Genomic DNA, 26,939 nt, shown 5'->3' with positions numbered 1-26,939 from the left:
CGGCAATGCTTCGTTTGCGGGCCCGACCGCCCATGCGACGATTCTTCCAACCGAGCGGCACGCGCCGCTCCCCGAAGACGTTTCGCATGGAGTCCGTTCGATGATTCGTTTCACCCGCTGGATCACCCGCGCCGCCGCGACGGCGCTCGTCGCCGCTGCAGCCACGTCGGCTTTCGCGCAGGGCGGCGCCGACAAGGTCGTGCGCATCGGTTATCAGAAGGCCGGCCTGCTGTCGGTCATCAAGGCGCAGGGGTCGCTCGAAGCGCGCCTCAAGCCGCTCGGCTACAACGTCCAGTGGTTCGAATTCCCGGCCGGCCCGCAACTGCTCGAGGCACTGAACGCGAACAGCATCGACTTCGGCTATACGGGCGCGCCGCCGCCGGTGTTCGCGCAAGCGGCCGGCGTGCGCTTCGTGTACGTCGGCGCGGAACCGCCGTCACCGCACAACGAAGCCGTGTTCGTGAAAGCCGATTCGCCGGTCCGCTCGCTCGCCGACCTGCGCGGCAAGAAGGTCGCGCTGCAGAAAGGCTCGAGCGCGAACTACCTGCTGCTCGAAGCGCTGAAAAAAGCCGGCGTGCGCTACGACGAAATCCGCCCCGTGTACCTGCCGCCCGCCGACGCGCGCGCCGCGTTCGAGAGCGGCAACGTCGACGCGTGGGCCGTGTGGGACCCGTACTACGCGGCCGCGCAGAATTCGCTGAAGATCCGCACGCTGTCCGACTACACGGGCCTCACGCCCGCGAACAACTTCTACGAGGCGACACGTGATTTCGCGGAGCAACATGCCGACATCGTCGGCGCGATCCTGAAGCAGGCGCGTGAGACGGGGTTGTGGGTCAACGGGCACCCGGCCGAAACCGCCGCGCTGATCGCGCCGAAGGTCGGGCTGCCGCTGCCGCTCGTGGAAACGTGGCTCAAGCGTGTGCCGTTCGGTGCGGTGCCGGTCGACGAGAAGATCGTCGCGGTGCAGCAGGGGGTGGCCGATGCGTTCTACGCCGCGAAGCTGATTCCGCAGAAGCTGAGCGTCGCGGATAACGCGTGGACGGACAAGCGCGTGACAACTGCGCTGGCGGCGAAGTAACACGCGGCGCGCGGCTCATTCGGAACAGGCCGACGGGTGCCATCTACTCCAGGAAACGCTCATCGGAAGGGACGCATTCGGCCACAACCAGGGTCGGAGTGCTTCTCTCCGCGTCGGCTATGCGTCGGGCCAGACTTCCTGGCCTTCAAACGGACTGCCAAGTAACACAGTTACAAGTTATCCATTGACTCCGGAATCGCCGGAAGTTAGTGTGTACGCCGAAGTCCAAGAAGTCCGATTGCTGTTCATCAATTTCTCGCTCCCCCAGCGGTATTCGTTGTCCTCTCCCTCCTTGACGCTTCAAGCGCTCTTCAACAGAGCTGATCTTCGTATTGTTTTCTCAAGGAATTATCATGGATACCGGTATCGTCAAGTGGTTCAACGACAGCAAAGGCTTTGGCTTCATCACGCCGGACAAGGGCGGCGACGACCTTTTCGCTCACTTCTCCGAAATCCGAGCCGACGGCTTCAAGACGCTCGCTGAAAATCAAAAAGTAAGCTTCGAAACGAAGCAAGGCCCGAAGGGTCTGCAAGCGGCCAACATCACGCCGCTGTAAGTTTGAAGGGCCCGGCCTCCCGCGACGGATGCCGGGTCGCAGCGACACCCTCACGGAGCATCGTCTCCTAAAGTTGGCGCGAACGCTCTTGGCTGCATCTGCTTGTTCAGCATGCTTGCCACGCGCCACATGCCTCGTTGCACTTCACTCTCCCCTCCGGCAGCAACGCCTTTTTTGCGCTTTCCGATTGCTTTAGATTCAGCTCGCAATGGCTTTGAATCGGTGCACATTTCGCACGGCACGGGCGCACTCGAACATCATTAAAATTAAAATGCAAACCAAACGAATTCAACAGTACAACGGCTATGCCGTCCAACCCTCGGCGCATCGCTTGCCCGACGGTAGCTTTTCATCCAACCTCCTGCTCGAACGCACGGATAGTTCGCACGGCGAAGGCCGCTACCAGTTCTATTCACTCGATTACTTCCCGAGCGAAAAACAGGCGCTGCAACACTCGGCACGCTGGGCACGCAACTGGGTCGACACGCGGGGTTAATGGCAACACCATGTAAGTCGGGAAGCACCCTCCACGGGACATGCGCCACAAGCATTCCATCCACCGCCATTGATCCGCCGCAGTTGCGCGCAACACATGAAAGAAGGCCGGCGGCCCGCCGGCCTTCTGCATTGCATCGCCGTGCGCACCGGCCTACCCCGCTTCAACGCCCCGCCACCTTCTTCTGCCGCCACAGACACAGCAAATCGCACGCAACATGCGCAGCGGCAATCGCGGTGATGTCCGCGTGATCGTAAGCAGGCGCAACCTCGACGACATCCGCGCCGACCAGATTCACCGCGCCGAGCGCGCGCACGATCGCGAGCGCCTGCGCGGACGACAACCCGCCCGCGACCGGCGTCCCCGTGCCGGGCGCGAACGCCGGATCGAGACAGTCGATATCGAACGTCAGATAAGCGGGCCGCGCGCCGACGATGTCGACGATCCGCTCCACCGCCGCGCGCGGGCCATGCTCGTGCACCCACGCGGCATCGAGCCGCTCGATCCCGAGGAAATCGTCGTTCCACGTGCGGATACCGACCTGCACCGACGTCGCCGGATCGATCAGCCCTTCCTTCACCGCCTTGTAGAACATCGTGCCGTGATTGAGGCTGTCCGGCTCGTCGTCGGCCCACGTATCGCAGTGCGCATCGAAGTGGATCAACGACAACGGCTTGCCGTAGCGCTCCGCGTGCGCGACCAGTAGCGGATACGTGATGTAGTGATCGCCGCCGAGCGTCAGCATCTTCGCGCCCGAGCGCAGGATCGTGCGCGCATGCTCGACGATCGCCGGCTTGATCGACAGCGGGTTGTGCGCATCGAACCAGCAATCGCCGTAATCGACGGCCGCGAGATCGTCGAACGGATTGAAGCCCCACGGATACGGATGGAGCTCCGCGAGCTGCACGCTCGCCGCGCGGATCGCGGCCGGCCCGAGCCGCGCGCCCGAGCGATAGGTCGTCGCGAGGTCGAGCGGCACGCCGGAAATCGCGACGTCGACGCCGTCGAGCACGCGCGAATAGTTGCGGCGCATGAACGACAGTACGCCCGCATAGGTGTTTTCGATCGAGGAGCCGTATGGCGTCGTGCGACGGATCGCGCCGTCGCCGTGGAGCAGTTCGGTCATGTCGAACCTGTTGGTCATGAAGACCGGGCCCAGCCATTGCATCGGTGCGCTGGCGGGACCCGGCACGGATTCATTGAAAACGCGACGGCATGCCCTCGCCGGGCGCGGCCGCCGCGCCGGCCTGCGAACCCTGTAGCGCGGCCGGGCGGGACAACGTCGATACGCGGCGATGATAGCAAGCCGAAATCTCGGCGCTGCCCCGGTTCGACCGGGGCAAACGCATCGGAACAACCGGCGCGGCGGCAGGCGCACCGACGCCGCATGCCCCGAACCGGCACCGCCTCACGGCCGCGCCGTCGCACCATCGCCATGCCGCGCCTAGAAGGATTCGCCGGTTTTTACCCGCCCGTTCTTCCGGATAATGGCCTGCAGCCGCGCCCACGCTGGCGCGCCGTCCACCGCGGACAACAACAATCCGGAGACACCCGCCTTGATCGCCATGCTTCCCGCCACCTATCGCCGGCTCTGGCCGCTCGCGGTCGCCGCCGCGCTGCTGTACGGCCTGTCGCTCGCCGCCGCGCCCTATCCCGGCCAGGCCGTCGCGAAAGCCGCGATGGGCATCCTGCTGCTGGCAGCCGGCAGCACCTGCGCGGCACCGCGCGAACGTGCGTGGCTGTGCGCGGCCCTCGCCACGGCCGTGCTCGGCGACGTGCTGCTCGCGCTGCCCGACTGGCCGCTGTCGTTCGTCCTCGGCCTCGGCGCGTTCCTGCTCACGCATCTGTGTTATTGCGCGATCTTCGTGCGCTGGCGCGCGCGGCCGCACGGCTGGCGCATCCTCGCGCTGATCGGGCTGTGGATCGCCGCGCCGGCGTTCTACGCGGCATTCCTTCCGCACCTGGGCGAGCTGCTCGCGCCGGTCGCCGTCTATATGCTCGTGCTGTGCGCGATGGCGAGCTTCACGCTCGCGGCCCGCACGAACGGCCCGCTGGTCGCCGTCGGCAGCCTGATCTTCGTCGGCTCCGACACGCTGATCGGCGTCGGGCGCTTCCTCGGCGGCTTTCCTGGCATCGACTACCTGATCTGGGGCCTCTATGCGCTCGCGCAGGTCACGATCGTCGCCGGGGTTTTCCATGAGACGGCCGCCCGCTCGATCCGTCCCCGATAGTGTTTCAAACAGGCCGCCATACGTCGGCGGCCTCGTCTCCCGCCTCTCCCGCCCTGCCGACGGCCGTTTCCGCGCATTCCGCAATGCGGAAACCGCTCCGTTCCAAACCCCGCTGAGCCTTTTCCCACGCGGTTTCCGGCCCTTAGAGCGCCGCTTCTAGCCTCTTGCGGTTTCCGGGTTCACCCACTATCGTTACATCAAACAATGTAACATTCGAAAATGAGCCAAATCGGAGACACCCGGATGAATGCTCGCACGTTGCCTTTCGGCCCGCCCGGCCACGACGGCCCGGACGAAACCACCGACATCGCCATCATCGGCACCGGCTTCGCCGGTCTCGGGATGGCCATTCGCCTGCGGCAGATAGGCGTGACCGACTTCGTCGTGCTAGAGAAGGCGGCGTCGGTCGGCGGCACATGGCGCGACAACCATTACCCCGGGTGTGCCTGCGACGTGCAATCGCACGTCTATTCGTTCTCGTTCGCGCCGAACCCGCGCTGGACGCGCATGTTCGCGCCGCAGCCCGAGATCCGCGCCTACCTGGAAGACTGCGTGCAGCGCTTCGGCGTCGGCCCGCACCTGCGCCTGAACCACGAGCTGCAGCGCGCCGAATACGACGAGGCCGCGCAACGCTGGCGCCTCACGTTCGCGAACGGCAAGCGGCTGTCGGCACGCGTGCTGGTGTCGGGGATGGGCGGGCTGTCGCGCGCCGCGCTGCCGGCGATTCCCGGTGTCGAGAACTTCAAGGGGCGCGCGTTCCATTCGCAGCAGTGGGATCACGACTACGCGCTCGAAGGCAAGCGCGTCGCGGTGATCGGCACCGGCGCGAGCGCGATCCAGTTCGTGCCGCAGATCGCACCGCGCGTGAAGGAACTCGCGCTGTTCCAGCGCACGCCGCCGTGGATCATGCCGAAGCCCGACCGCAACCTGACCGGCTTCGAGAAATGGCTGTTCCGCACGCTGCCGTTCACGCAGAAGGCGGTGCGCAGCAGCATCTACTGGATGCTCGAATCGCGCGTGCTCGGCTTCGCGATCCATCCGTCGCTGATGAAGAACGTGCAGAAGCTCGCGCTGCGCCATATCCGCAAGCAGATTCCCGATCCGGAACTGCGCAAGACCGTCACGCCGAACTACACGCTCGGCTGCAAGCGCGTGCTGATCTCGAACGACTACTACCCGGCGCTGTCGCGCAAGAACATCGACGTGATCACGACCGGCATCGACCATATCGAAGCCGACGCGGTCGTGACGACCGACGGCCGCCGCCATGAAGTCGACTGCCTGATCTACGGCACGGGCTTCCAGGTCGCCGATCCGTTTCCGCGCGGCGCGATCGTCGGCCGCGGCGGCCTCGACATCGTCGACGCCTGGCGCGACGGCGCGCACGCGTATCTCGGCACGACGCTGCCGGGCTACCCGAACTTCTTCATGATCGTCGGCCCGAACACCGGCCTCGGCCACAACTCGATGGTGTTCATGATCGAGTCGCAGATCGAATACATCCTCGGCGCGCTGAACGCGATGCACCGCGAACGCGCGGATGCGATCGAGGTGCGCCCGCTCGTCGAGGCGCAGTTCAACAGCGACCTGCAGGGCAAGCTGAAGAAGGCGATCTGGTCGACGGGCGGCTGCAAGAGCTGGTACCTCGATCCGCGCACCGGCAAGAACACGACGCTGTGGCCGGGCTTCACCTGGCGCTTCCGCCAGGCGACCGCGCACTTCTCGATCGCCGATTACCACGCGTATCGCGCCCCGCACCACGACACGAGCACGCGGCCCGCCGTCGCGCCCGCCGCTTCCGCTTCCGCCGAAGCGGCCTGAGTCAGACAAGGAGCCACCGACATGAGAGATTTCGCCAACAAGGTCGCCGCGATCACGGGCGCGGGCTCGGGCATGGGCCGCTCGCTCGCCGTGCAGCTCGCGCAGGCCGGCTGCCACGTGTCGCTCGCCGACAAGAACGGCGTCGGCCTCGCCGAAACCGAACGGATCGTCCGCGCGATCGCGCCGAACGTGCGCGTGTCGACGCACGTGCTCGACGTCGGCGACCGCGACGCGATGTTCGCGTGGGCCGACGACACCGCGCAGGAACACGACAAGGTCAACCTCATCTTCAACAACGCGGGCGTCGCGCTGTCGAGCACGATCGAAGGCATGGAATACGGCGATCTCGAGTGGATCGTGAACATCAATTTCTGGGGCGTCGTGCATGGCACGAAGGCGTTCCTGCCGCACCTGAAGGCATCGGGCGACGGTCACGTGATCAACACGTCGAGCATCTTCGGGATCTTCGCGCAGCCGGGGATGAGCGGCTACAACGCGACCAAGTTCGCGGTGCGCGGCTTCACCGAATCGCTGCGGCAGGAACTCGACATGATGAAGTGCGGCGTGTCGGCCACCTGCGTGCATCCGGGCGGCATCCGCACCAACATCGCGCAATCGAGCCGCGTCGCGAAGAACATGGTCGGCTTCATCGTCGAGAGCGAGCAGCAAGGCAAGGACAGCTTCGAGAAGTTCTTCATCACGACCGCCGACGACGCCGCGCGCACGATCCTCGCCGGCGTGCGCAAGAACAAGCGCCGCGTGCTGATCGGCCGCGATGCGAAGGCGGCGGACTGGATGGCGCGCACCCTGCCGGCCGCGTACCAGGCGCTCGTCGTGCTCGCGACGCGCCGCGAGGCCGCGAAGGCCCGCCGCGCGGCTGCCCGCTACGGCGCACCGGCGGCCGCACCGCTTCACGCCACCTACAACAATGCAGGCAATCAGGGAGGAGAACAATCATGAGGACCCCGAACATGATGCCGGTGCGGCGCGACATCCGTTTCGCGCTGCCGCCCGAACGCGCGAAGGACTGGCACGTCCAGGGCGTGCCCGTCACGCACTTCATGAACGCGCTGTCGCTGCTGTTCCCGGCCGGCGAGCGCTTCTTCATGGATTCGGTGCGCAATTACCGCGACCGCATCGAGGATCCGGAGCTGAAGAAGCAGGTGCTCGGCTTCATCGGCCAGGAAGCGATGCACACGCGCGAGCACATCGAGTACAACGACCTGCTGCAGTCGTCCGGCCTGCCCGCGCACAAGCTCGACAAGCGGCTGTGGACGATCCTCGGCTTCTTCAAGAAGACGCTGCCGCATTCGATGCAGCTCGCGATCACGATCGCGCTCGAGCACTACACGGCGATCCTCGCGAACCAGTTGCTGTCGGGCCACGAACACCGGATCGACGGATCGGTCGAAGGCTATCAGCAGATGTGGATGTGGCACGCGATGGAGGAAACCGAGCACAAGGCGGTGTCGTACGACGTATGGAACGCTGTGATGAAGCCGGGCCTCGGCAGCTACCTGCTGCGCACGGGCACGATGCTGACGACGACGGTATTGTTCTGGGCGATCGTGTTCGACTTCCACGTTCGCCTGATGCGCGCGCACCGTCGCGAACACGGCAGATTCGGCGGCATGTGGCGCCTCGTGAAGTACCTGTACAGCCCGAGGCACGGCGTGTTCCCGAGCATCGCGCGCGAATGGCTCGACTACTTCCGCCCGGGCTTCCATCCATGGGACCACGACAACCATCAGTACCTGCAGGGGCTCGACACGCTGCTCGCGAACATCGACGCGACCAACGCGCGCCATGCCGCGCAGGCCGCCCCGCGCCGCGTGCCGCTGCATCCGGTTCCGCAGGCATGACGTCATGGCGCGCGCACACGAGATGCTGATCGTCCGCTCCGGCGACGTGAAACTCGCCGTCTACGTCAGCGGACCGCGGCGCGCGCCGCCGCTGATCCTCGTGCACGGTTATCCCGATTCGGCGGCCGTGTGGGCATCGGTCCGCGCGCGGCTCGCGAAGCGCTATCGCGTGATCGCGTACGACGTGCGGGGCGCCGGCGCGTCCGATGCGCCGCGCCGCCGCGCGGACTACACACTTGCGCGGCTCGCGGAAGACCTGAAAGCGGTGGCCGACGCGACCTGCGGCGACCGGCCGTTCCATCTGGTCGGTCACGACTGGGGGTCGATCCAGTGCTGGGAGGCCGTGACCGATCCCGCGTTCCGCGGCCGGATCGCGTCGTACACGTCGATCTCCGGCCCGTGCCTCGACCACGTGTTCCGCGCGAAGATGCGGCTCCGGCAAAGCGTGAAGTCGTGGTACATCGCGTTCTTCCACCTGCCGGTCGTGCCGTCGCTGGTGTGGCGCCTCGGCGGCGCCGCGCTGTGGCCGCGCTGGCTGCAGCTGACCGAGCGCGTGCGGCCGGAGCGCGACCCGGCGCAGTTGAAGAACGCGCTGAACGGGTTGCAGCTTTACCGCGCGAACTTCCTCGCGCGGGCGAGAAAGCCGCGCGAGCGGTATGCGCAGGCGCCGGTGCAGATCCTCGTGCCAGTGCGCGACCGCTACGTGACGCCCGAAATGTCGGTCGATCTCGATCGCTGGCTCGGCGAGCACGTGCGCGAGGAAATCGACGGCGCGCACTGGATCGTCATGCGCAATCCGGAGTTGATCGCGGCGCGGATCGACCGGTTCGCGGCGGTGTATGAGAGGCCGGCGGTAACGAACGCCACCATTCAACGCCCCGTCAGCGCCGGCAGGCGCTTGAACAGCGTTTCGTAATCGATCACGAGCCCATCGGCGTCGATGTCCATTTCCGCCGTGAAGTTCCGGAAAATACCTTCGTAGCGGTAGCGCCGGCCAGGCTCGATGCACGCATACGCCTGCTTGACCGGCGTCACCTTCAGGTCCGGCATCGACACGTATGCGACGTCGATCGGCCGCCGCTCGCCGCGCGCAAGACCGAGGCGGCCGATCGGCAGCGAGTTCGTGAACGGCGTCGCCGCGATGTCGATGTCGACGCAGCCGTCCAGTTCCGGCAGCGCACGGCCTGACCCGTCGCGCCAGTGCCCGGCGCCGTCGCCGTGCAGTTCCAGCGTGCCGCCGCCCATCACCTTGAGCACCGCGTACGTCACGCGCCAGTGCGGATCGCACTCGACACGATACGCGAGCCCGTATGCGCGGCCGTACCGCTGGCCGACCACCGCGCTTTCGACGACGATGCCGCCGCCACTCCGGTCGAACGTCAGATGTTCGACTCCGTCGCCCTCGAGCGACGCCCAACGCACCTCGCGCATTCCTTCGCCTCCCGGTTGGTCCGATGCAGGGGATCGTCGCACGAATCCCGATCGAAGACGTGAACCCCGACGCGCACCTGGGCCAAAAAAACCGGCCATTGCCCGAATTCACGTCCGAAACCGCAATTCGCCCGAAAACGCCAATGCGGCAGCCCCCGAGCATCGTCATTCCCCAATTCGGGGCATCCGCCACAAATCCTGACTATCCAGAATTCCCTATTCCGGTGCACGGGATTGTGTCCTATGCTCGCGGCTCGTCCTGCTCCACCGCCGCCATGCCTACCGCCCGCCCTGCCTCGCCGTCGATCGACCTGCGCACCCTGCTGCGCGGCATCGGGCAGATCGTCCTGCAGGCGAATGCAGTCACCGGCGCGCTGCTGCTCGCCGCGCTGGCGCTGACCGACTTGCGGCTTGCGTCCGTGGCGCTGGTCGGCTCGGCCGCCGCCAGCATGACCGCCGTGCTTACGGGCACGGAGCGCCGCGACGTCGAACAGGGGCTTCACGGCTTCAACGGCGCGCTCGCCGCGCTGATCGCCGTGCAGTTCGCCCCGTCATCGCTCGCCGCCATCGCGCTGGTGCCGGCGGTCTCGATCGGCGCGGCGCTCGTGCAGCGCGCGGTGCGCGTACCGCTCGCCCGCTGGCGCCAGTGCCCGTATTCGAGCCCATGCCTCGTCATCACCACGCTGTGGCTACCGTTTGTCGCATCGCAGCATGCGACCGACGCGGCGGCAGGTGCGCCCCTTACACTGCCTTCCATCGCCGACGCGCTGCTTTCGGGCATCGCACAGACCACCTTCGCGCAAGGCCCGTGGGCAGGCATGCTGATCGTCGCGGGCCTCGCCGTCGCGTCGCGCCGCGGGGCCGCCTTCGCGCTCGGCGGCGCGATCGTGTCGACCGTGCTGCTGGTCGCGTCCGGCGCGAACGGCGCGTCGTTCGCCGACGGCCTGCTCGGCTTCAACGGCGCGCTCGCCGCGCTTGCGCTGATGTCGCGCGGCCTGCGCGCGGCTTTCGCGGCCGCCGCACTCGCCGCGCTGCTCCAGTGGCTCGCGACACGCGCGGGCCTCCCCGCGTTCACGGCCCCGTTCGCACTCGCGTCGTGGATCACGGTGCTCGTCACGCGCCGCTTCACCCTCGGAGAACCCGATGTCGTCATTCGCACACCGTCCTGACACCGTGAAGCCCGGCGGCCCGATCTCGGACACCGAGCGCCGGCTGCGCGTCGATCTCGCCGCCGCGTATCGCCTCGTCGCGCTGAACGGCTGGGACGACCTGATCTACACGCATCTGTCCGCGACGGTGCCGGGCGAGCCCGGGCACTTCCTGATCAACCCGTTCGGCCTCACGTTCGACGAGGTCCGCGCATCGAATCTCGTGAAGATCGACCTGGCCGGCAACCGGATCGGCGACGGCGAACACGCCGTCAACGTGACCGGCTTCGCGCTCCACGCGGCCGTGCATGCCGCGCGGCCGGACGCCGTCTGCGTGATGCACCTGCACAATACGGCCGGCATCGCCGTGTCGATCCAGCGCGACGGGCTGCTGCCCGCGTCGCAGCACGCGCTGCGGTTTCACGGCGATCTCGGGTATCACGACTACGAGGCGCTCGCGTTCTCGCCGGCCGAAGGCGCGCGACTGACCGCCAGTCTCGGCGCGAAATCCGCGATGCTGTTGCGCAACCACGGCACGCTGACGGTCGGCCGGACCGTTGCCGAGGCGTATGTGTTGATGGATACGCTGATCAAGGCCTGCGACATCCAGATACGCGCGCAGGCAGGCGGCGGGCCGCTCGTGCTGCCCGAGCCGGCCGTCGCGGACCGCACGGCCGGGCAGTTGCGCGACGGCGGCGCGATCGAGGGCGAACTGGAATGGCCGGCGCTGCTGCGCCGCCTCGACCGGATCGATCCGTCGTATCGCGACTGACGGCGCCATCGCCACTCTCCCGACGAATCGTTCACCCCCAACCATCGGAGCATTCAGTCATGCCGACTTTCAATATCCAGTTGTTCGAAGGCCGCACCGTCGAGCAGAAGCGCGCGTTCGTCGAAGCGATCACGCGCGTCACGTGCGAGACACTCGGTTGCGACCCGGGCTCGGTCGACATCATCCTCGCCGACGTGAAGAAGGAAAACTGGGCGACGGCCGGCAAGCTGTGGAGCGACGAGCGCTGATACCGGCGAGTTCGGCGCCGGTGGAACCTGCCCTGCGACGTGCGTTCGAATTGTGGTGACATCGCGGTGACATCCGGACGCACGCGCCGCACGATGCGGCGCGCTCGGGCTACCGCATGCTCGCCGCGCTGCGTATCGCCGCCGCACTGAACGACATGATCCTTTCGATGGGCGCGCAACCGGATCGATCGCTTCGGCAGATCGACGAGGCCCGCCCGCGACACGAATCCGGCGCCTGCCGCGAATTCGTGTCGCCGCCGCGGACCACGATGCTGCCCGACATCATGAATCCGCTCGCCGCGCGGCACCCCGATCTGAAGCCGCCGGCGCCGGCCCGACCTCCCATGCGACGCCGGCAGCCGGCGTCGCATGCGGCCGCCCTTCCCTGCTCCGCGTTGTGCGCCCGCACATCGCTTCGTCACGCAACCGGCACATCAATCGGCGCATAATGCCGAACACACGCAGCAGCCAATGGCCACCCGGGAGACCGCCATGGAAGCGAAGAACGAGGAAGTCGTCGCACACCTGCTCTCCGATGTCGTCGAATTCGCGCGCGGGCGCCTGCCCGAAGCCACGTTCCGGATCGTCGAACCGTTCCTGCGTCATTACTACGATTTCGTCGACGCCGACGATCTGCAGAATCGCAGCATCGCCGACCTCTACGGCGCCGCGATGGCGCACTGGCAGACCGCCCAGAAATTCGTGCCCGGCAGCGAGCGGCTGCGCGTCTACAACCCGATCCTCGAACAGCACGGCTGGCACTCGGACCACACGGTGATCGAGATCGTCAACGACGACATGCCGTTCCTGGTCGACTCGGTCACGATGGCCGTCAATCGCCTCGGACTCGCGCTGCATTCCGCGCTGCACCCGGTGTTCCGCATCTGGCGCGGCGGCAACGGCGGAATCGAGCGCGTCGACGCCGGTGGCGCGACGCCCGGCGACGGCCAGTCGCAACTCGCGTCGTTCATCCACTTCGAAGTCGACCGCTGCGGCGACGCCGCGCTGCTCGACACGCTGCGCGACGACATCGCGCGCGTGCTCGGCGACGTGCGCGCGTCGGTCGAGGACTGGCCGAAGATCGTCGACATCGCGCGCGCGACGATCAAGGACATGAAGGCCCGCGAATCCACCGCGGAAGACATCGAGGCGCGCGCGTTCCTCGAATGGATGGCCGCCGATCACTTCACATTCCTCGGCCAGCGCGACTACGCGCTCGTGTCGGACGGCACGGGCTTCGGGCTGCGCGGCGTCGAAGGCTCCGGCTTCGGCCTGTTGCGCGAATCGCTGCGCGCACCCGGCGCGCCCGACGTGACGCCGCTGCCGCCGGCCGCCGCCGAGATCATCACCGGCCCCTGGCCCATCTTCCTGACCAAGGCGAACTCGCGCGCGACCGTGCACCGGCCCGGCTATCTCGACTACGTCGGCGTCAAACTCGTCGGCGCCGACGGCAAGGTGAGCGGCGAACGCCGCTTCATCGGGCTGTATACGTCGACGTCCTATTTCGGTTCGTACACCGATATTCCGATCGTGCGCCGCAAATGCGCGAACATCGTGAAGCGTGCGGGCTTCCTGCCGAAGGGACATCTCGGCAAGTCGCTGGTGACGGTGCTCGAAACCTATCCGCGCGACGAACTGTTCCAGGCCGACGAAGACCAGCTCTACGACATCGCGCTCGGCATCCTGCGCCTGCAGGAACACCAGCGCACGCGCCTGTTCGTGCGGCGCGACCGCTTCGACCGCTTCGTGTCGTGCCTCGCGTTCGTGCCGCGCGACAAGTACAACACCGACCTGCGCCGCCGCATCGCGAAGCTGCTCGTCGACGCATACAACGGCGTGAACGTCGAATTCACGCCGCTGCTGTCGGAATCGGCGATCGCGCGAATTCATTTCGTTGTCCATGCCGAACCGGGCACGATGCCCGACGTCGACACGCGCGAACTCGAAACGCGGCTCGTGCAAGTCACGCGCCGCTGGCAGGACGATCTCGCCGACGCGCTGCTCGACGCCTTCGGAGAAGAACAAGGCAACCGCCTGCTGCAGCGCTATGCGGACTCGTTCCCGGCCGGCTATCGCGACGACTACCCGGCGCGCACGGCCGTGCGCGACATCGAACTGATCGAGCGCGTGAAGGAGTCGGGCCAGCTCGCGATGAACCTGTATCGCCCGATCGAGGCCGAGGCCCGCGCGTTCCGCTTCAAGGTGTATCGCGCGGGCGACCCGATCGCGCTGTCGCGCAGCCTGCCGATGCTCGAGCATCTCGGCGTGCGCGTCGACGAGGAGCGGCCGTACCGGATCCAGACGCAGGATGCCGCGCCCGCGTGGGTGCACGACTTCGGCCTTGAACTCGCGGACGATACCGAATTCGACATCGAGCGCGTGAAGGACTTGTTCGAGGACGCGTTCGATCGCATCTGGAGCGGCCGGATCGAGAACGACGACTTCAACCGTCTCGTGTTGCGCGCGCATCTGAGCGCACGCGAGGTCACGATCCTGCGCGCGTATGCGAAATACCTGCGGCAGGTCGGCTCGACCTTCAGCGACGCGTACATCGAGCGTGCGCTGACCGGCAACCCGGCGATCGCACGGCAGCTCGTCGAGCTGTTCCTGCTGCGCTTCGACCCGGCCACCGGCGGCACGCGCGACGTGCAGGTCGAACGCGTGCTGAAGGCGATCGAGACGGCGCTCGACCAGGTCCCCAACCTCGACGAGGATCGGATCCTGCGCCAGTTCCTCGGCGTGATCAACGCGACCGTGCGCACCAACTATTTCCTGCACGACGCGAACGGCGAATCGAAGCCGTATCTGTCGTTCAAGTTCAATCCGGCGAAGGTGCCCGGCCTGCCCGAACCGAAGCCGATGTTCGAGATCTGGGTGTACTCGCCGCGCGTCGAGGGCGTGCACCTGCGCGGCGGGCGCGTCGCGCGCGGCGGGCTGCGCTGGTCCGACCGTCGCGAGGACTTCCGCACCGAGGTGCTCGGGCTGATGAAGGCGCAGATGGTGAAGAACGTCGTGATCGTGCCGGTCGGGTCGAAAGGCGGCTTCGTCGTGAAGAATCCGCCGCCGCCGAGCGATCGCGAAGCGTGGATGCGCGAGGGCGTCGCGTGCTACCAGACGTTCCTGCGCGGCCTGCTCGACCTGACCGACAATCTCGCCGGCAACGCAATCGTGCCGCCGCCCGACGTGGTACGGCACGACCCCGACGATCCGTATCTCGTCGTCGCGGCCGACAAGGGCACGGCCACGTTCTCCGACTACGCGAACGCGATCTCGCACGAATACGGCTTCTGGCTCGACGATGCATTCGCATCCGGCGGCTCGGTCGGCTACGACCACAAGAAGATGGCGATCACCGCGCGCGGCGCCTGGGAATCGGTGAAGCGGCACTTCCGCGAGATGGGCATCGACACGCAGACGACCGACTTCACCGTGGTCGGTGTCGGCGACATGTCGGGCGACGTGTTCGGCAACGGGATGCTGCTGTCGCCGCATATCCGGCTCGTCGCGGCGTTCGATCACCGGCACGTGTTCCTCGACCCGAACCCCGATCCGGCGACGAGCTTCGCGGAGCGCCAGCGGATGTTCGCGCTCGAACGCTCGAGCTGGGCCGACTACGACACGTCCGTGATCTCGGCGGGCGGCGGCGTCTATCCGCGCACCGCGAAGACGATCCCGCTGTCGCCGGCCGTGCAGGCCGCGCTCGGCATCGACGCGCACGCGCTGCCGCCGACCGAGCTGATCCGCGCGATCCTGCAGGCGCCGGTCGACCTGCTGTACAACGGCGGCATCGGCACCTACGTGAAAGCCGCGCGCGAAACCCACCAGCAGGTCGGCGATCGCGCGAACGACGCGGTACGCGTAAACGGCGCGGACCTGCGCTGCAAGGTCGTCGGCGAAGGCGGCAACCTCGGCTGCACGCAGTTCGGCCGCATCGAGTTCGCGCAGCGCGGCGGCCGCATCAACACCGACGCGATCGACAACTCGGCCGGCGTCGATTGTTCGGATCACGAAGTCAACATCAAGATCCTGCTCGGGCTCGTCGTCACCGATGGAGAGATGACCGAGAAGCAGCGCAACGCCCTGCTCGCGGAAATGACCGACGAAGTCGGGCTGCTCGTGCTGCGCGACAACTACTACCAGACGCAGGCGCTGTCGATCGCGGGCCGCTACGGCGTCGAGCTGCTCGACGCCGAGGCGCGCCTGATGCGCTGGCTCGAACGCGCGGGCCGCCTGAACCGCGTGATCGAGTTCCTGCCGACCGACGACGAGATCGCCGAGCGGCAGGCCGCGAAGCAGGGCCTCACGTCGCCGGAGCGCGCGGTGCTCCTCGCCTACAGCAAGATGTGGCTGTACGACGCGCTGCTCGAATCCGACGTGCCCGAGGATCCGCTCGTCGCCGCGATGCTCGTCGACTATTTCCCGAAGCCGCTGCAGCAGCGCTTCAGCGAACCGATGCATCGCCACCCGCTGCGCCGCGAGATCCTCGCGACGCACTTGACCAACGCGCTCGTCAACCGGGTCGGCTGCGCGTTCGTGCACCGGCTGATGGAAGAAACCGACGCGAAGCCGGGCGACATCGTGCGCGCCTGCATCATGGCGCGCGACGTGTTCGATCTCGATGCGGTATGGCGCGACATCGACGCACTCGACAACCGCGTCGCGGACGACGTGCAGGCGCGCATGTTCGTCGACGTCGCGCGGCTGCTGGAGCGCGCGGCGCTGTGGTTCCTGCGGCAGCTGCAGTCGGGCGCGGTGGCCGACGGCGGCGTCGCCGGACTGATCGCGCGCTGCCGCGACGCGGTGCAGCGCATCGCGCCGCAATTGCCGTCGCTGCTGCCGGCCGACGATCTGGAAGCGCTGTCCGAGCGGCAGCGCGTGCTGGTCGATGCCGGCGTCGACAGCGCGCTCGCGGTGCGCGTCGCGAGCGGCGACATCTCCGCCGCGCTGCTCGACATCGCCGAAGTGGCCGCGACCTGCGATCGCAGCCTCGAACTGGTCGCGGGCGTCTACTTCTCGCTCGGCACGCTGCTGAACTACGGGTGGATCGGCGAACGCGCGGCCACGCTGCCGACCCCGACGCACTGGGACATGCTGGCGCGCGCGGCCGCGCTCGCGGAAATCGCACGGCTCAAACGCACGCTCGCCACCAGCGCGCTCGCGGAATCGGCCGATTCGACGGCGCCCGAGACGATCGTCCATGCATGGCGCGAACGCCGCGAAGCCGCGCTGCAGCGCTACGAGCACCTGCTCGCCGACCTGCGCGCGTCGGGCGGCGCAAGCCTCGCGGTGCTGCTGGTGGTCGTGCGCGAGATGGCCGTGCTCGAACGCGCGTGACGGGTGACCCCGGGTCGCGCCGGGATCACACCGTCGCGACGAGCAACTCTTCCGCGTTGTCCGGCGGGCGCAGGCCGTCCGTACGATCGGCGAAGTAGCGACGTGCAAGTTCCGCGGCCGACACGTGCCCGGCCCGCGCGAAGCCGGCCTCCGTCGCGAGCGCGCAGATCTCCGCCGGCAGGAAGAAGCTGATGAACGGCGTGCCGCTCGCGCGGGCGCCTTTCGCGGCCATCTCGAGCCCCGGACGCACGTCCGGATCGGCAAGCTCAAGCGGCAGCAGGAACGTCATCGCGAACGTCGAACCCGGCGCGAGCGACGCGGCTTCGCGCAATGCCGCCGCGTTCGCGTCGCGCGTCAGGTACATGCTGACGCCCGTGGACACGACGACCGCCGGCTTGCCCGGATCGAAGCCCGCGCGCACGAGCGCGTCGCGCCACGACTGCTTCGCCTCGAAATCGACCGGCACGAACCGCAGCCAGTCCGGCACGCCGAAGCCGAGCTCGGTCAGCCGGCGGCGTTTCCACGCCTGCGGCGCGGGCGGATCGACCTCGAAGACGGTCAGGCGCGACGCCATCTCGGGCCGGCGCTGCACGAAGCTGTCGAGGCCCGCGCCGAGGATCACGTACTGGCTCACGCCCCGCGCGGCCTGCTCGACGACGAGATCCTCGATGAAGCGCGCCCGCGCGACGATCGATGCGCGAAACGGCCGCGTGAACCGCGGATCCATGTCGCCGCGCTGCTGCCAGCCGGGCGCCGGCGCGAGCAGGCGCAGGCCGACTTCGTCGGCGAGCACGTGCGGCGGCGCATCGAGTTCGACGTGCAGCGCGCGCCACAGCGCGACGCGTGCGGCGGTGCTGTCGGGGGCGTCATGATGGAGGTCGGTCATCGTCGCGGCCTCACGCGCCCGGCTTGCCCGGCGCCCGGAAGGACTTCGCGGACTTGCCCCGGTTGTGCGTCGTCAGATACACGGCTTCGATTCGCTCGGATGACATGTCATTCCTCCGTGGTGGACAGCCCGGCCCCCGGCTGCGGTGCCGCCAGATCCGCGCGCAATGCGTCGGCCACCAGCGCGGACAGCGACTGCTCCGTTTCGATGGCGCGATGCTTGACCCGCCGGATCAGGCTCAGCGGCAGATACACGTTGAATTGCTTCACTTCGTCGTCGGTCATGCGCGCTAGCATGCCAGCAATCCAGCAAATTTCAATCGGGACACCGGAGCCGGCGGCGCGGCGGACGTCGACGCCGCTCCAACGTGTTTATATCGAGTTCACCGCGCCGCCACCCGCACGAACAGCGCGTCGAGGTCGAAGCCGGTCGTATCGATGCCGATCGTGTCGCGCAGGCACGCGCCCCACGCGGCCGCGTCGTCGAAGGTGACGGTGCGCCCCGCGCCCGCCGCGTCGCGCAAGGTCAGCACGGTGTTGAACAGCGCCGCGCGGCCGTCCGGCAGCACGCGGCAGGCAATCAGGTCGTTCACGAAGATCGATTCGGGATAGGTCGACGTGAACCAGTTCGCGGCGTCGTAATCGATCCACTCGGCCGGTTTCAGCGAGAAGCGGTAAGTCGTCTGCCAGCCGTCGGGGATCTCGAACTGCATGTCGAATTCGCCGTCGACCGGCGCGCCGACGACACGAAACGCGCCGTGCGGCGTCATCTGCCGCTCACCCGGCACGAAGCGCAGCGGCGCGGTCAGCGTCGCGCTGCCGAAGCCGATGTCCGCGAGCCACGCCGCGCCGTCGAGATCGATACGCAGCAGCATGTGCGTCTGCGCGGTGACGATCTCGGGCGGCCGCATCCAGCGCACGCGCGCGATCAGCGGCGTCACGCGAAAACCGATCGTCGTGAGCGCGGTGTAGAAGAGCTTGTTGAGTTCGAAGCAGTAGCCGCCACGGCGGCGCCCGATCACCTTGTCGACGATCGCCGGCAGGTCGAGCGCGACACGCGCGCCGGTCAGCGGATTGAGGTTTTCGAACGGAATCGCCTGCGGGTGCAGCAAATGCAGCCGGCGCAGCACGTCGAGCGTCGGCTCGGCCGGGCCGTCGTAGCCAATGCGGGCGAAGTAGCGCGGGAGGTCGAACGAGTCAGTCATGAACCGGCACCGGGAACGGGGAACACGCAACGATAGCATCGCGCGATATCCCCATGTTGCGCAGGGCCATCCCGAATCCGCGCGCGCCGCCGGCACCGCGACGCGCGGTTCGCGGCAACGTTACGGCAGCAGCTTCAGCGCGGACGACGCGACCGCCGGCACCGAAATGCCCTGGCTCGTCGCGAACTGCACGGCCTGGCTGAGCGTCGACGCGAGCGACTGCAACTGGCCCGGCGCGCTCTGCGCGATATACGACGCCGCCTGCATGTTCTGCGGATTCAGGCCCGACTGCAGCAGCGATGCGGCGCTGGTCGAACCGAGATTGCCGAGCCCCGATTGCAGCTGCGAATACTGCGTGAGGCCCTGGCCGAGCGATGCGAGGCCGTTGCTGAACGCCTGCTTGTCGACCGGGCCGTGCGTCGCGCCGCCGCTCGCGAACGCCTGGCCGAGCGCCTGCGACACCGACTGCTGCGCGCCGCCCATCTGCGACAGCGCGGCCGGCGTCAACGCGTTGCCGCCACCGAGCAGGCTGGCGGCCTGCTGCGCCTGCCCGGCCGCGCCGGTAAGCCCCATCGCCGACGCGAGCGACGACTGGCCGGCCAGCACCTGCTGATTCGCGCCGACGTATGCCTGCATCAGCTGCGCGACGCCGCCCTGCGCGGGCGCGGCCTGTTGCTGCCCCCCGCCGCCGAGCAGCGCCGAGCCGATCGATTGCAGGTCGAGCTGCGCATGCGCGGCGCCGTTGGCGCCCAGCAGGATGCCGAGTGCGATGCCCGCCGATGCCAACTGCTTGCCCGTCACGCGAATATGCTTCATCTGTTTGCCTCGTGCCCGAATGATTGAGGCCGATATTGTCGAAGCGCGTCGCGCGCTGCCGCAACGACTGAAACACATCGAAACGAAATCGCGCGCCGCGGCCGCTTGCAATTCCGCGGCCGTCCGGACTCGCCGCGCGCATTCGTCCGCGTTTGCCGCGCGATGCCGGGCACGCGTCCGGATTCGTTCCTTTTCCGCATCAATCGCGCTTGTTTCGGGAATCCGCGATCGACGCCGCGGCGCGCATCACGCAGCCATCCACGCCGGCAAACGCTGGCCGACCCAGTCGGCCGCCTGCTCGTAGCCGCGCGCAAGCTGCAGCACCGCGAGGTCCGCGCGCGGCCGGCCGATCAGTTGCATCCCCATCGGCAGCCCCGCGTCGTTGAAGCCGACCGGCACGCTGATCACGGGGCAGCGGGCCAGCGTCCACGGCACGACCGTTTCCATCCAGCGGTGGTAGGTATCCATCGCGCGGCCCGCGATTTCCTTCGGCCAGCGCTGCTCGACGTCGAACGGGAACACCTGCGCGGTCGGTGCCGCGATGAAGTCGTAGCGGTCGAAGAAGTTCAGCACCGCCTGGTGCCACGCGGTGCGCTCGATGCTCGCGTCGAACACCTCGGCGCCCTGCATCGCGAGCAGCCCTTCGACCTCGTAGATCGCCTCGGGCTTCAGCAGCGCGCGCCGTGCCGGATCGCGATAGTGCGCGAGCAGCCCGCCACCGGATAGCAGATGCCGATGCGCGAGCCACAGGCGCCAGATGCGCTCGGGCGCGAACGCCGGCAGCGCCGCATCGACGTCGCAGCCGATCTCGCGCAGCGTCGCGAGGCCCTTTTCGCACTGCGCGAGCACGCCCGGCTCGGTCGCGAGATAACCGTTCCAGTCGCCGACCCAAGCGATGCGCTCGCCGCGCGGGTCCTTGTCGAGGGGCTTCGCGAACACGGCCGGATCCTCCGCGAGCGACAGCGGGTCGTTCGGGTCGTAGCCGGCCTGGATCGCGAGCAGCTGCGCGACGTCGCCGACCGTGCGGCCCATCGGCCCTTCGATGCCGAGTTGCTGCATGAACACGTCGACGCCCGGCCAGCGCGGCACGCGGCCCTGCGACGGCCGGAACCCGTAGATGTTGCAGAACGCGGCCGGATTGCGCAGCGAGCCGCCGAAGTCGCTGCCGTCCGCGACCGGCAGCATGCGCGCGGCGAGCGCCGCCGCCGTGCCGCCGCTGCTGCCGCCCGCGCTCTTCGTCAGGTCGTACGGATTGCGTGTCGCGCCGTGGATTTCGTTGAACGTATGCGAGCCGAGGCCGAATTCCGGCGTGTTGGTCTTGCCGATGAAGATCGCGCCCGCCGCACGCATTCGACCGACGCCGACCGAGTCGGCCTGCGGCACGTTATCGCGGAAGATCGGCGAGCCGTAGGTCGTCCGCAGCCCTTTGGTCATCGCGAGATCCTTCGGCGCCTGCGGCATCCCGTGCAGCCAGCCGTGATACTCGCCGCGGGCCAGCGCGGCGTCCTTTTCCGCGGCTTCGGCGAGCAGCACGGCGCGCTCGCGCAGCGAGGCCAGCGCGTTCACCGCGCCGTTCACGCGCTCGATGTGATCGAGATATGCACGCATCGTCTCGACGCACGAAACCGCCTTGCCGCGGATCGCCGACGCGAGCTCGCCGGCCGACAGGCGCACGATCGGGTCGACGGTGATGGAAGCGGGAGCGAGAAGCTGCGGGGCGCCGTGCGGCATGCGAGGTCTCCTGGAATCGGTATGAAATGGCGGGCCGCATGGTGGCGGCGGTCCGTCGCGAACGGCCGGGAAGGCGCCGGGATGTCGCCGGGAAGAAGCAACGGCGGGCCGCGGCGCGGTCGATGCTCTACTCTACGCGACGCCGGATGCTCGACCTCCGATATTTTCCGCCGCGATTCATTGAGGATTCGACTAAATCGGCGGGGTGCGCCGCTCGACCGCCAGCGTCGGGCTGCTGCCCGGCCGATTGGTGTAAACGTTTATGCGCATAAACCTAAATTTCTTATATTTCTAATAGGCGCAACACGAGGCGATGGACGTTGACGACATTTTTACGCGCCCGCCCAATCTATTTAGGTCGCGCGATCCGGCGGCGCACTACGCTGGGAACATCTCGACTACGGAGCATTTTCCATGCTCAAACTGCTGGTTCCGGTCGGACATTCACCCCGCTCGCTGCAGGCGGTCCGCCACGCGACCTTCCTGTATCGCGAACGCTGTGCATCCGAAATCGTGCTGATCAACGTGCAGGCGCCGCTCGAGTCGACGCGGCTCGAGGCGTTTCACCCGCTGTCGCGGCTACAGTCGATCGAGGACAAGTTCGCGTGCGACGATCTGGCGATGGCGGAGCGGGTGTTGCGGGAAGCCGGTGTCCGGTACAGCATCGTGAAGAAGGTCGGGCCGGTGGCCGACACGATCGCGGCCGTCGCGGCCGAGACCGGCTGCGACGAAATCGTCGTCGTCGCGCCGCGGCAGGATCCGTTTCACGCGATGCTGTCGATGTTCCGTCGCAGCGTGATGGACCGGCTCGTGCGGATCTCGAATGTGCCGGTGACGGCAGTGCGATGAACGGTGCGGCGCTTACTTGATGACCTTGCGCCAGAACACGAGGTAGGTCGCGGCGGAAGATGCAATCAGCAGAATGGCCCACAGCGGCGCGAGACTGATCAGGACGGAAGAGACGTTAAGCATTTGGATTCCTCACTATTTCGATAGCGATGTTCGGCACGTACCTGCTGCGTCCGGAGCCGCTGCGTGCATCGCTTGCCGCGCATCGCGTTCCGTTGAAACATGCATTCATGCTATCGCTTTGACTGCCGGCGCGACCGTCTCGCCCTGCCCCCAACCTGACATTCGTCAAACTCGCGTCAATCGCGCGTCGGTGCGGCGGGCCATCGCTCCTTTCCTCGTTCGCGCGGCAAAACGCGGTATGCGAGCGCCCCGGCCTGCAGCCATTTCCGCAGACGTTTACCGGGGGAAGCCCCAAGTGCCTCCCGAAACGTGTCCTTGTTACGCTTGCGTAACAAGGAGACGAATCATGAGACGAGTGGTGCACATCGCCTTTTTCGCGCTGCTGGCCTACCTGATCGGCGATCGGGCACTGCTGCACGCGCAAGGCCGCGACGCCAGCCCGATGGCGTGCTCGCAGGGCGCCGAGCAGGTGAAATACGACGCGCTCAGCCGCGGCTTCGGCAACGCGGCCGCCGACAGCCAGCGCGAGGCGTTCATGTCCGGCTGCCTGGTGACCGGGCGCGCCGATCGGAACGTTGCGATGGCGGCTCGCTGACGCCGACGCGTATCGCCCCGGCTGCGTCGCTCTCGTCGCTGCCCGGCGGCGCTCTTTCACGAGCGCAGTCCGTTTTCTCCCGCATCCCCCGGCTTCCCCAACGTCGGCCAAGCCGGTCTTCTGCCGCGCCGCGTTCGGTATTCGGAACGCATTGACCGACCGGCACCGCCCGCCCCACGGCCCGGGCACGCCGATTGCGACTCGACTGCCCCTCCCCACGGGTCGCCGCCATGAACGACAACGAGTCCCTCGATACCGCGCAGCCTCGTCCGCGCGCGGCAACGTGGCTCCGGCGCCTCGGGCCGGGCCTCGTCACCGGTGCCGCCGACGACGATCCCTCAGGCATCGGAACGTACTCGCAGGCGGGCGCGCAGTTCGGACTCGAACTGCTCTGGTCGCTGCTGCTGACCTATCCGCTGATGACGGCGATCCAGCTGGTCAGCGCGCGCATCGGCCGCGTGACGGGCAAGGGCCTCGCGTCGAACATGCGCGCGCACTACCCGCCATGGCTGCTCTACAGCGCCGTGGCATTGCTGTTGATCGCGAACGTGATCAACATCGCGGCCGACCTGTCGGCGATGGGCGCGGCGGTCAATCTTCTGCTGCATGGCCCTCAGGAACTCTATGTCGTCTGCCTGGGCGGCGTGTCGGTCGTGCTGCAGATTTTCGTGCCGTACGACCGCTATGCGCGTCTGCTCAAATGGATCGCGCTGGTCCTGCTCGCGTATGTCGCGGTGGCGCTCATCGTGCCCGTCCACTGGGGCGAGGTCGGCCGCGCGATCGTGCGGCCGCATGTCCAGTTCACCGCCCCCTATCTGACCACGGTCATCGCCGTGCTCGGCACCACGATCAGCCCGTATCTGTTTTTCTGGCAAGCGTCGCAGGAGGTCGAGGAACTGCATGCGGAGCCGAGCCAGCATGCGTTACGGCGCGCACCGCATCAGGCGCCCGCGCAGTTGCAACGAATCAACTTCGATACCTGGGTCGGCATGGGCGTATCGAACGTCATTGCGTTCTTCATCACGCTGACGGCAGCAGCTACGCTCTACATGCACCACATCGAAGTGAAGACGTCCGCCGACGCCGCGCGCGCCCTCGAGCCCATTGCCGGACACTTCGCGTACACGCTGTTTGCGCTCGGGATCGTCGGCACCGGCCTGCTGGCCTTGCCGGTGCTCGCCGGCTCGGCCGCCTATGCGGCCGCAGGCAGCTTCCGCTGGCGCAACAGCCTCGCGCTGCGGCTCGGCGTCGCGCCCGAATTCTATGCGGTGATCGCCTTGGCGATCGTCGGCGGCGTCGCGATCACGTTCATGCATTTCGACCCGATCCGCGCGCTCTACTGGAGTGCGGTCATCAACGGCGTGACCGCCGTTCCGATCATGGTCGTGATGATGCTGATGGCCGGCAGCCGGCGCATCATGGGCAAGTTCGCCGTGACGGGCGCGCTGGCGTGGGGTGGCTGGGCCGCGACGCTCGCGATGGCGATCGCGGCGATGGGGGTGTTCGTGCCGGGGTAAGCCGCATCGGTCACATGCGCCGGACCGTGCGCACGATCAGCCTGACTCCGGACGAATCACCAGCTCGTCGAACCCGGTCCCTGCATCGGGTTCACGGGAGAAACGATGTGCGGGCAACAGCACGAGCAGGATCTCGGCGGTCGTCCGCACCACGCAGCCGCGCGCGACATGTCCGCCCGATACGCGGCCGTTCGCGTCGGACACCGACATATGAAGGTGCGCGCCGTCCGGCGAGACCGAACCGGCCAGCGTCAGGATTTCGAGGTCGCCGCGCAGTTCGGTCGGCGCGTCGACACCGGCAAAGCGAAGCTGCGCGACATTCAGGCTGCCGATCCCCTGGATCACGAATGCCGCGTGTGCGTCGAGCCGACGCAACGCCTGCTCGATCGATGCGCGCAGATCGTCGCCGGGGGAAAGACGCAAAGGATGGGCTTGCATGGTGGATAACCTGCGGGTGGGCCGGGGTGTCGACAAAGAGTACGTTCGACCCGGCCATTCGGCAAGTCGCCCGCCGGATGATGCGCCGCACCTGCGTCACCGCGACGTGCGGCACGCGCATCACACGGTGAATCGCTCGCTCGCGAATTGCGCGTCCGGCACGCCGGCCGCGACGGCAATTTCCCGCGCGTCGCCCCTCTCCTGATACTTGGCCACGCGCCTCAGCATCGACAAGACCGGCGCGAGCCCCGTGCCGCCCGCGACGAACCAGCGCGGCCGCAAGCTGTCCGCGAACAGGCGCGAACCCGAGCGCCGGAAAACAGAAAGGCCCGGACGATGTCCGGGCCTCCCACGTCAGCCGTTGCGACCGGCCGCGCTTACGCCTCCAGCGCTTCGAGCACTTTCCCCTTCGTCTCGATCCCGACGAAATGAACGGTCACGGCCGCGATCAGCGGCACGATGCCGATCAGGTAGAACGCCGGCGCGAGGTTGCCGCCGATGATCGCGTGCGGCACGATCATCGGCGCCGCGAACGACGCGATCTTCAGCCATGCGCTGCCGAGCCCGCAGCCCGACGCACGGATGCTCGTCGGATACTGCTCCGGCGTATAGACGTATGCGGTGATGAAGCCCGATGCCATCAACCCCAGCGACAGCGAGCAGAACGTCGCGACGACATACACCGACGCCGCGTGATAGAAGCCCGCGAACGCCAGCGACGCCGCGCACAGCACGAACGACCACACGATCACCGGCTTGCGGCCGAGCTTGTCGACCAGCAATGCGGACGCGAGCGAACCGAGCACGCCCATCACCGAGCCGATCACCGCAAGATTCAGCGCGAGCTGCAGCGGCGCGTGATAGAAGTTCTTGTAGATCGTCGGCAGCCACGTGGACAGCCCGTACTGAATGAACCCGCAGGTCGCCCACAGCGTCGCCACCGCGAGCGTGCGCTTGCGATACGCGGCGCTGAACAGGTCGGTCATCCGGCGCTTCGGGTGCTGGCGGACCATCTCGTCGTACGCGGCCACCTGCGTGACCGGCGGCAGTTCGCCGCGCACCGACGATTCGAACACGCCGACCGCGCGCCCGGCTTCCGGGAGGCGCCCGCGCGAGGCAAGCCAGCGCGGCGATTCCGGCACGAGATGCGTGAGCACCAGCGCGAGGATCAACGGCAGCCCGCCGACGAAGTACATGATCTCCCAGCCGAACCGCGGCACGAGCCATGCACCCAGCGCCATCGATACCAGCAGACCGATCGGAAACACGATTTCATACAACAGCACGAAGCGGCCGCGGCCATGCGCACGCGTGATTTCGTTGATGTACGTGGCCGCGACCGGCAATTCGCCGCCGAGACCGAGCCCCTGCAAAATCCGCAGCAGCACGAACACCTCGAACGTCGGCGCGAAACCGCACGCGATGCTCGTGATGCCGATCACGGCGGAACTCCACGCGATCGCCTTCACACGGCCATGCTTCTCGGCGAGCGCGGGAAACAGGAACGCGCCGATCAGCTGGCCGATCGCGCCGGACGCGATCAGCATGCCGATCTGCGTCGGCGACAGCCCCCACTTGTGAATCAGCAGCGGCAACGTCGCCGCGATCGTGATCACGTCGAAGCCGTCGAAAAACGTGGCGGTGCCGATCAGCACGCGCGCGCGAATCTGCATCGCGTTGGCCGGAAGCCGCTCGAGCCGCGCGATGATCGCGCCGGGCGTGGAGGCGGCAGCTTCCATCGTGGCCCTGCCGGCCACGACGTTGTCGAAAGTGCTCATGCGGGGTGTCTCCTGGATCGT

Annotated in this window: 27 protein-coding genes and 1 pseudogene; 17 read left to right on the top strand and 11 right to left on the bottom strand. The window is 67.5% G+C overall.

The window, feature by feature from the left end:
• Positions 1 to 100: 100 nt before the first annotated feature.
• The 3 genes from WS46_RS23115 to WS46_RS23105 all read left to right on the top strand — a co-directional run bounded on the left by WS46_RS23115 (position 101) and on the right by WS46_RS23105 (position 2,134).
• Positions 101 to 1,081, top strand: coding sequence for a sulfonate ABC transporter substrate-binding protein (locus tag WS46_RS23115; RefSeq protein WP_059691887.1), 981 nt, complete (start codon positions 101 to 103; stop codon positions 1,079 to 1,081).
• Between the two features lie 353 nt (positions 1,082 to 1,434).
• Positions 1,435 to 1,638: a cold-shock protein gene (locus WS46_RS23110; protein WP_059691886.1), complete on the top strand. Its 204-nt coding sequence runs from the start codon at positions 1,435 to 1,437 to the stop codon at positions 1,636 to 1,638.
• A 271-nt stretch (positions 1,639 to 1,909) separates the two neighbouring features.
• Positions 1,910 to 2,134 carry a hypothetical protein gene (locus WS46_RS23105; RefSeq protein WP_059533995.1) on the top strand — a complete coding sequence of 75 codons (225 nt, stop codon included), beginning with the start codon at positions 1,910 to 1,912 and terminating at the stop codon, positions 2,132 to 2,134.
• 163 nt (positions 2,135 to 2,297) lie between these two features.
• Here the strand turns inward: WS46_RS23105 and speB are convergent, their stop codons facing one another.
• Positions 2,298 to 3,260, bottom strand: a complete 963-nt coding sequence (gene speB, locus WS46_RS23100) for an agmatinase (protein ID WP_059691893.1) — start codon at positions 3,258 to 3,260, stop codon at positions 2,298 to 2,300.
• Between the two features lie 318 nt (positions 3,261 to 3,578).
• On the bottom strand, positions 3,579 to 3,701 hold the full coding sequence (locus tag WS46_RS36565) for a hypothetical protein (protein ID WP_257130044.1): 123 nt from the start codon (positions 3,699 to 3,701) through the stop codon (positions 3,579 to 3,581).
• Between WS46_RS36565 and WS46_RS23095 the strand changes: the two genes are divergently transcribed.
• The 5 genes from WS46_RS23095 to WS46_RS23075 all read left to right on the top strand — a co-directional run bounded on the left by WS46_RS23095 (position 3,691) and on the right by WS46_RS23075 (position 8,964).
• Entirely contained in the window at positions 3,691 to 4,365 is a 675-nt protein-coding gene (locus tag WS46_RS23095; protein ID WP_059691892.1) for a lysoplasmalogenase, read from the top strand. The two genes, WS46_RS36565 and WS46_RS23095, sit on opposite strands and share 11 nt — an antisense overlap.
• Positions 4,366 to 4,608: 243 nt before the next feature.
• Positions 4,609 to 6,186, top strand: coding sequence for an NAD(P)/FAD-dependent oxidoreductase (locus tag WS46_RS23090; protein WP_059691885.1), 1,578 nt, complete (start codon positions 4,609 to 4,611; stop codon positions 6,184 to 6,186).
• 21 nt (positions 6,187 to 6,207) lie between these two features.
• Positions 6,208 to 7,146, top strand: a complete 939-nt coding sequence (locus WS46_RS23085) for an SDR family oxidoreductase (protein WP_059691884.1) — start codon at positions 6,208 to 6,210, stop codon at positions 7,144 to 7,146.
• Positions 7,143 to 8,048: a metal-dependent hydrolase gene (locus tag WS46_RS23080; protein ID WP_059534000.1), complete on the top strand. Its 906-nt coding sequence runs from the start codon at positions 7,143 to 7,145 to the stop codon at positions 8,046 to 8,048. Before WS46_RS23085 ends, WS46_RS23080 begins: the two co-directional genes overlap by 4 nt.
• A gap of 4 nt (positions 8,049 to 8,052) precedes the next feature.
• Entirely contained in the window at positions 8,053 to 8,964 is a 912-nt protein-coding gene (locus WS46_RS23075; protein WP_059691891.1) for an alpha/beta fold hydrolase, read from the top strand.
• On the opposite strand, the gene WS46_RS23070 is transcribed toward WS46_RS23075, so the two are convergent.
• The gene (locus tag WS46_RS23070; protein ID WP_059691883.1) at positions 8,919 to 9,479 is read right to left on the bottom strand and encodes a putative glycolipid-binding domain-containing protein; all 561 of its coding nucleotides are present in this window, start codon (positions 9,477 to 9,479) and stop codon (positions 8,919 to 8,921) included. The two genes, WS46_RS23075 and WS46_RS23070, sit on opposite strands and share 46 nt — an antisense overlap.
• 275 nt (positions 9,480 to 9,754) lie before the next feature.
• Here WS46_RS23070 and WS46_RS23065 point away from each other — a divergent pair, with 275 nt between their 5' ends.
• The 5 genes from WS46_RS23065 to WS46_RS23045 all read left to right on the top strand — a co-directional run bounded on the left by WS46_RS23065 (position 9,755) and on the right by WS46_RS23045 (position 16,981).
• The gene (locus WS46_RS23065) at positions 9,755 to 10,648 is read left to right on the top strand and encodes an urea transporter (RefSeq protein WP_059691882.1); all 894 of its coding nucleotides are present in this window, start codon (positions 9,755 to 9,757) and stop codon (positions 10,646 to 10,648) included.
• On the top strand, positions 10,623 to 11,399 hold the full coding sequence (locus WS46_RS23060) for a class II aldolase/adducin family protein (RefSeq protein WP_059691881.1): 777 nt from the start codon (positions 10,623 to 10,625) through the stop codon (positions 11,397 to 11,399). Before WS46_RS23065 ends, WS46_RS23060 begins: the two co-directional genes overlap by 26 nt.
• Before the next feature lie 59 nt (positions 11,400 to 11,458).
• Positions 11,459 to 11,647 carry a 4-oxalocrotonate tautomerase gene (locus tag WS46_RS23055; RefSeq protein WP_014898956.1) on the top strand — a complete coding sequence of 63 codons (189 nt, stop codon included), beginning with the start codon at positions 11,459 to 11,461 and terminating at the stop codon, positions 11,645 to 11,647.
• Between the two features lie 116 nt (positions 11,648 to 11,763).
• Positions 11,764 to 12,096: a hypothetical protein gene (locus WS46_RS34385; protein WP_063892210.1), complete on the top strand. Its 333-nt coding sequence runs from the start codon at positions 11,764 to 11,766 to the stop codon at positions 12,094 to 12,096.
• Between the two features lie 43 nt (positions 12,097 to 12,139).
• Positions 12,140 to 16,981 (top strand): NAD-glutamate dehydrogenase, encoded by a 4,842-nt coding sequence (locus tag WS46_RS23045; RefSeq protein WP_059691880.1) that lies wholly within the window; start codon positions 12,140 to 12,142, stop codon positions 16,979 to 16,981.
• Between the two features lie 25 nt (positions 16,982 to 17,006).
• On the opposite strand, the gene WS46_RS23040 is transcribed toward WS46_RS23045, so the two are convergent.
• The 5 genes from WS46_RS23040 to WS46_RS23020 all read right to left on the bottom strand — a co-directional run bounded on the left by WS46_RS23040 (position 17,007) and on the right by WS46_RS23020 (position 21,618).
• Positions 17,007 to 17,867: a class I SAM-dependent methyltransferase gene (locus WS46_RS23040; protein WP_059691879.1), complete on the bottom strand. Its 861-nt coding sequence runs from the start codon at positions 17,865 to 17,867 to the stop codon at positions 17,007 to 17,009.
• A 107-nt stretch (positions 17,868 to 17,974) separates the two neighbouring features.
• Complete coding sequence (locus WS46_RS23035) at positions 17,975 to 18,151, bottom strand: ribbon-helix-helix protein, CopG family (RefSeq protein WP_059691878.1); 177 nt, start codon at positions 18,149 to 18,151, stop codon at positions 17,975 to 17,977.
• 98 nt (positions 18,152 to 18,249) lie between these two features.
• The gene (locus tag WS46_RS23030) at positions 18,250 to 19,071 is read right to left on the bottom strand and encodes an arylamine N-acetyltransferase (RefSeq protein ID WP_059691877.1); all 822 of its coding nucleotides are present in this window, start codon (positions 19,069 to 19,071) and stop codon (positions 18,250 to 18,252) included.
• Between the two features lie 120 nt (positions 19,072 to 19,191).
• The gene (locus WS46_RS23025; protein WP_059526404.1) at positions 19,192 to 19,887 is read right to left on the bottom strand and encodes a hypothetical protein; all 696 of its coding nucleotides are present in this window, start codon (positions 19,885 to 19,887) and stop codon (positions 19,192 to 19,194) included.
• Positions 19,888 to 20,133: 246 nt separating this feature from the next.
• Positions 20,134 to 21,618: an amidase gene (locus WS46_RS23020; protein WP_059691876.1), complete on the bottom strand. Its 1,485-nt coding sequence runs from the start codon at positions 21,616 to 21,618 to the stop codon at positions 20,134 to 20,136.
• A 414-nt stretch (positions 21,619 to 22,032) separates the two neighbouring features.
• Here WS46_RS23020 and WS46_RS23015 point away from each other — a divergent pair, with 414 nt between their 5' ends.
• From WS46_RS23015 to WS46_RS23005, 3 genes are all read left to right on the top strand, one after another.
• Positions 22,033 to 22,467 carry a universal stress protein gene (locus WS46_RS23015; protein WP_059526413.1) on the top strand — a complete coding sequence of 145 codons (435 nt, stop codon included), beginning with the start codon at positions 22,033 to 22,035 and terminating at the stop codon, positions 22,465 to 22,467.
• Between the two features lie 469 nt (positions 22,468 to 22,936).
• A complete protein-coding gene (locus tag WS46_RS23010; RefSeq protein ID WP_059526416.1) occupies positions 22,937 to 23,185 on the top strand; it encodes a hypothetical protein in 249 nt (82 codons plus the stop codon).
• Between the two features lie 230 nt (positions 23,186 to 23,415).
• Entirely contained in the window at positions 23,416 to 24,702 is a 1,287-nt protein-coding gene (locus WS46_RS23005; protein ID WP_059691875.1) for an Nramp family divalent metal transporter, read from the top strand.
• 36 nt (positions 24,703 to 24,738) lie between these two features.
• Here the strand turns inward: WS46_RS23005 and WS46_RS23000 are convergent, their stop codons facing one another.
• Positions 24,739 to 25,140 carry a PPC domain-containing DNA-binding protein gene (locus WS46_RS23000; protein ID WP_059691874.1) on the bottom strand — a complete coding sequence of 134 codons (402 nt, stop codon included), beginning with the start codon at positions 25,138 to 25,140 and terminating at the stop codon, positions 24,739 to 24,741.
• On the opposite strand from WS46_RS23000, the gene WS46_RS35595 reads away from it, so the two are divergent.
• A complete protein-coding gene (locus tag WS46_RS35595) occupies positions 25,139 to 25,345 on the top strand; it encodes a hypothetical protein (RefSeq protein ID WP_156443174.1) in 207 nt (68 codons plus the stop codon). The two genes, WS46_RS23000 and WS46_RS35595, sit on opposite strands and share 2 nt — an antisense overlap.
• Here the strand turns inward: WS46_RS35595 and WS46_RS36790 are convergent.
• Positions 25,261 to 25,494, bottom strand: a pseudogene (locus WS46_RS36790) (hypothetical protein); the annotation flags it as partial. The gene WS46_RS35595 and the pseudogene WS46_RS36790 overlap by 85 nt on opposite strands.
• Positions 25,495 to 25,517: 23 nt before the next feature.
• Positions 25,518 to 26,918 (bottom strand): MFS transporter, encoded by a 1,401-nt coding sequence (locus WS46_RS22995; protein ID WP_059526426.1) that lies wholly within the window; start codon positions 26,916 to 26,918, stop codon positions 25,518 to 25,520.
• Positions 26,919 to 26,939 lie beyond the last annotated feature (21 nt).

It is taken from the genome of Burkholderia sp. RF4-BP95 (assembly GCF_001521985.1).
Lineage (GTDB): Bacteria > Pseudomonadota > Gammaproteobacteria > Burkholderiales > Burkholderiaceae > Burkholderia > Burkholderia diffusa.
Note: the sequence above shows the minus strand (reverse complement) of the source record. Positions and strands in the feature narration are given on the sequence as shown.

Coding starts and splice junctions, on each gene's coding strand:
- WS46_RS23115 (WP_059691887.1), top strand. CDS start 101: ATGATTCGTTTCACCCGCTGGATCACCCGCGCCGCCGCGACGGCGCTC.
- WS46_RS23110 (WP_059691886.1), top strand. CDS start 1,435: ATGGATACCGGTATCGTCAAGTGGTTCAACGACAGCAAAGGCTTTGGC.
- WS46_RS23105 (WP_059533995.1), top strand. CDS start 1,910: ATGCAAACCAAACGAATTCAACAGTACAACGGCTATGCCGTCCAACCC.
- speB (WP_059691893.1), bottom strand. CDS start 3,260: ATGACCGAACTGCTCCACGGCGACGGCGCGATCCGTCGCACGACGCCA.
- WS46_RS36565 (WP_257130044.1), bottom strand. CDS start 3,701: ATGGCGATCAAGGCGGGTGTCTCCGGATTGTTGTTGTCCGCGGTGGAC.
- WS46_RS23090 (WP_059691885.1), top strand. CDS start 4,609: ATGAATGCTCGCACGTTGCCTTTCGGCCCGCCCGGCCACGACGGCCCG.
- WS46_RS23085 (WP_059691884.1), top strand. CDS start 6,208: ATGAGAGATTTCGCCAACAAGGTCGCCGCGATCACGGGCGCGGGCTCG.
- WS46_RS23080 (WP_059534000.1), top strand. CDS start 7,143: ATGAGGACCCCGAACATGATGCCGGTGCGGCGCGACATCCGTTTCGCG.
- WS46_RS23075 (WP_059691891.1), top strand. CDS start 8,053: ATGGCGCGCGCACACGAGATGCTGATCGTCCGCTCCGGCGACGTGAAA.
- WS46_RS23070 (WP_059691883.1), bottom strand. CDS start 9,479: ATGCGCGAGGTGCGTTGGGCGTCGCTCGAGGGCGACGGAGTCGAACAT.
- WS46_RS23065 (WP_059691882.1), top strand. CDS start 9,755: ATGCCTACCGCCCGCCCTGCCTCGCCGTCGATCGACCTGCGCACCCTG.
- WS46_RS23060 (WP_059691881.1), top strand. CDS start 10,623: ATGTCGTCATTCGCACACCGTCCTGACACCGTGAAGCCCGGCGGCCCG.
- WS46_RS23055 (WP_014898956.1), top strand. CDS start 11,459: ATGCCGACTTTCAATATCCAGTTGTTCGAAGGCCGCACCGTCGAGCAG.
- WS46_RS34385 (WP_063892210.1), top strand. CDS start 11,764: ATGCTCGCCGCGCTGCGTATCGCCGCCGCACTGAACGACATGATCCTT.
- WS46_RS23045 (WP_059691880.1), top strand. CDS start 12,140: ATGGAAGCGAAGAACGAGGAAGTCGTCGCACACCTGCTCTCCGATGTC.
- WS46_RS23040 (WP_059691879.1), bottom strand. CDS start 17,867: ATGACCGACCTCCATCATGACGCCCCCGACAGCACCGCCGCACGCGTC.
- WS46_RS23035 (WP_059691878.1), bottom strand. CDS start 18,151: ATGACCGACGACGAAGTGAAGCAATTCAACGTGTATCTGCCGCTGAGC.
- WS46_RS23030 (WP_059691877.1), bottom strand. CDS start 19,071: ATGACTGACTCGTTCGACCTCCCGCGCTACTTCGCCCGCATTGGCTAC.
- WS46_RS23025 (WP_059526404.1), bottom strand. CDS start 19,887: ATGAAGCATATTCGCGTGACGGGCAAGCAGTTGGCATCGGCGGGCATC.
- WS46_RS23020 (WP_059691876.1), bottom strand. CDS start 21,618: ATGCCGCACGGCGCCCCGCAGCTTCTCGCTCCCGCTTCCATCACCGTC.
- WS46_RS23015 (WP_059526413.1), top strand. CDS start 22,033: ATGCTCAAACTGCTGGTTCCGGTCGGACATTCACCCCGCTCGCTGCAG.
- WS46_RS23010 (WP_059526416.1), top strand. CDS start 22,937: ATGAGACGAGTGGTGCACATCGCCTTTTTCGCGCTGCTGGCCTACCTG.
- WS46_RS23005 (WP_059691875.1), top strand. CDS start 23,416: ATGAACGACAACGAGTCCCTCGATACCGCGCAGCCTCGTCCGCGCGCG.
- WS46_RS35595 (WP_156443174.1), top strand. CDS start 25,139: ATGGTGGATAACCTGCGGGTGGGCCGGGGTGTCGACAAAGAGTACGTT.
- WS46_RS23000 (WP_059691874.1), bottom strand. CDS start 25,140: ATGCAAGCCCATCCTTTGCGTCTTTCCCCCGGCGACGATCTGCGCGCA.
- WS46_RS22995 (WP_059526426.1), bottom strand. CDS start 26,918: ATGAGCACTTTCGACAACGTCGTGGCCGGCAGGGCCACGATGGAAGCT.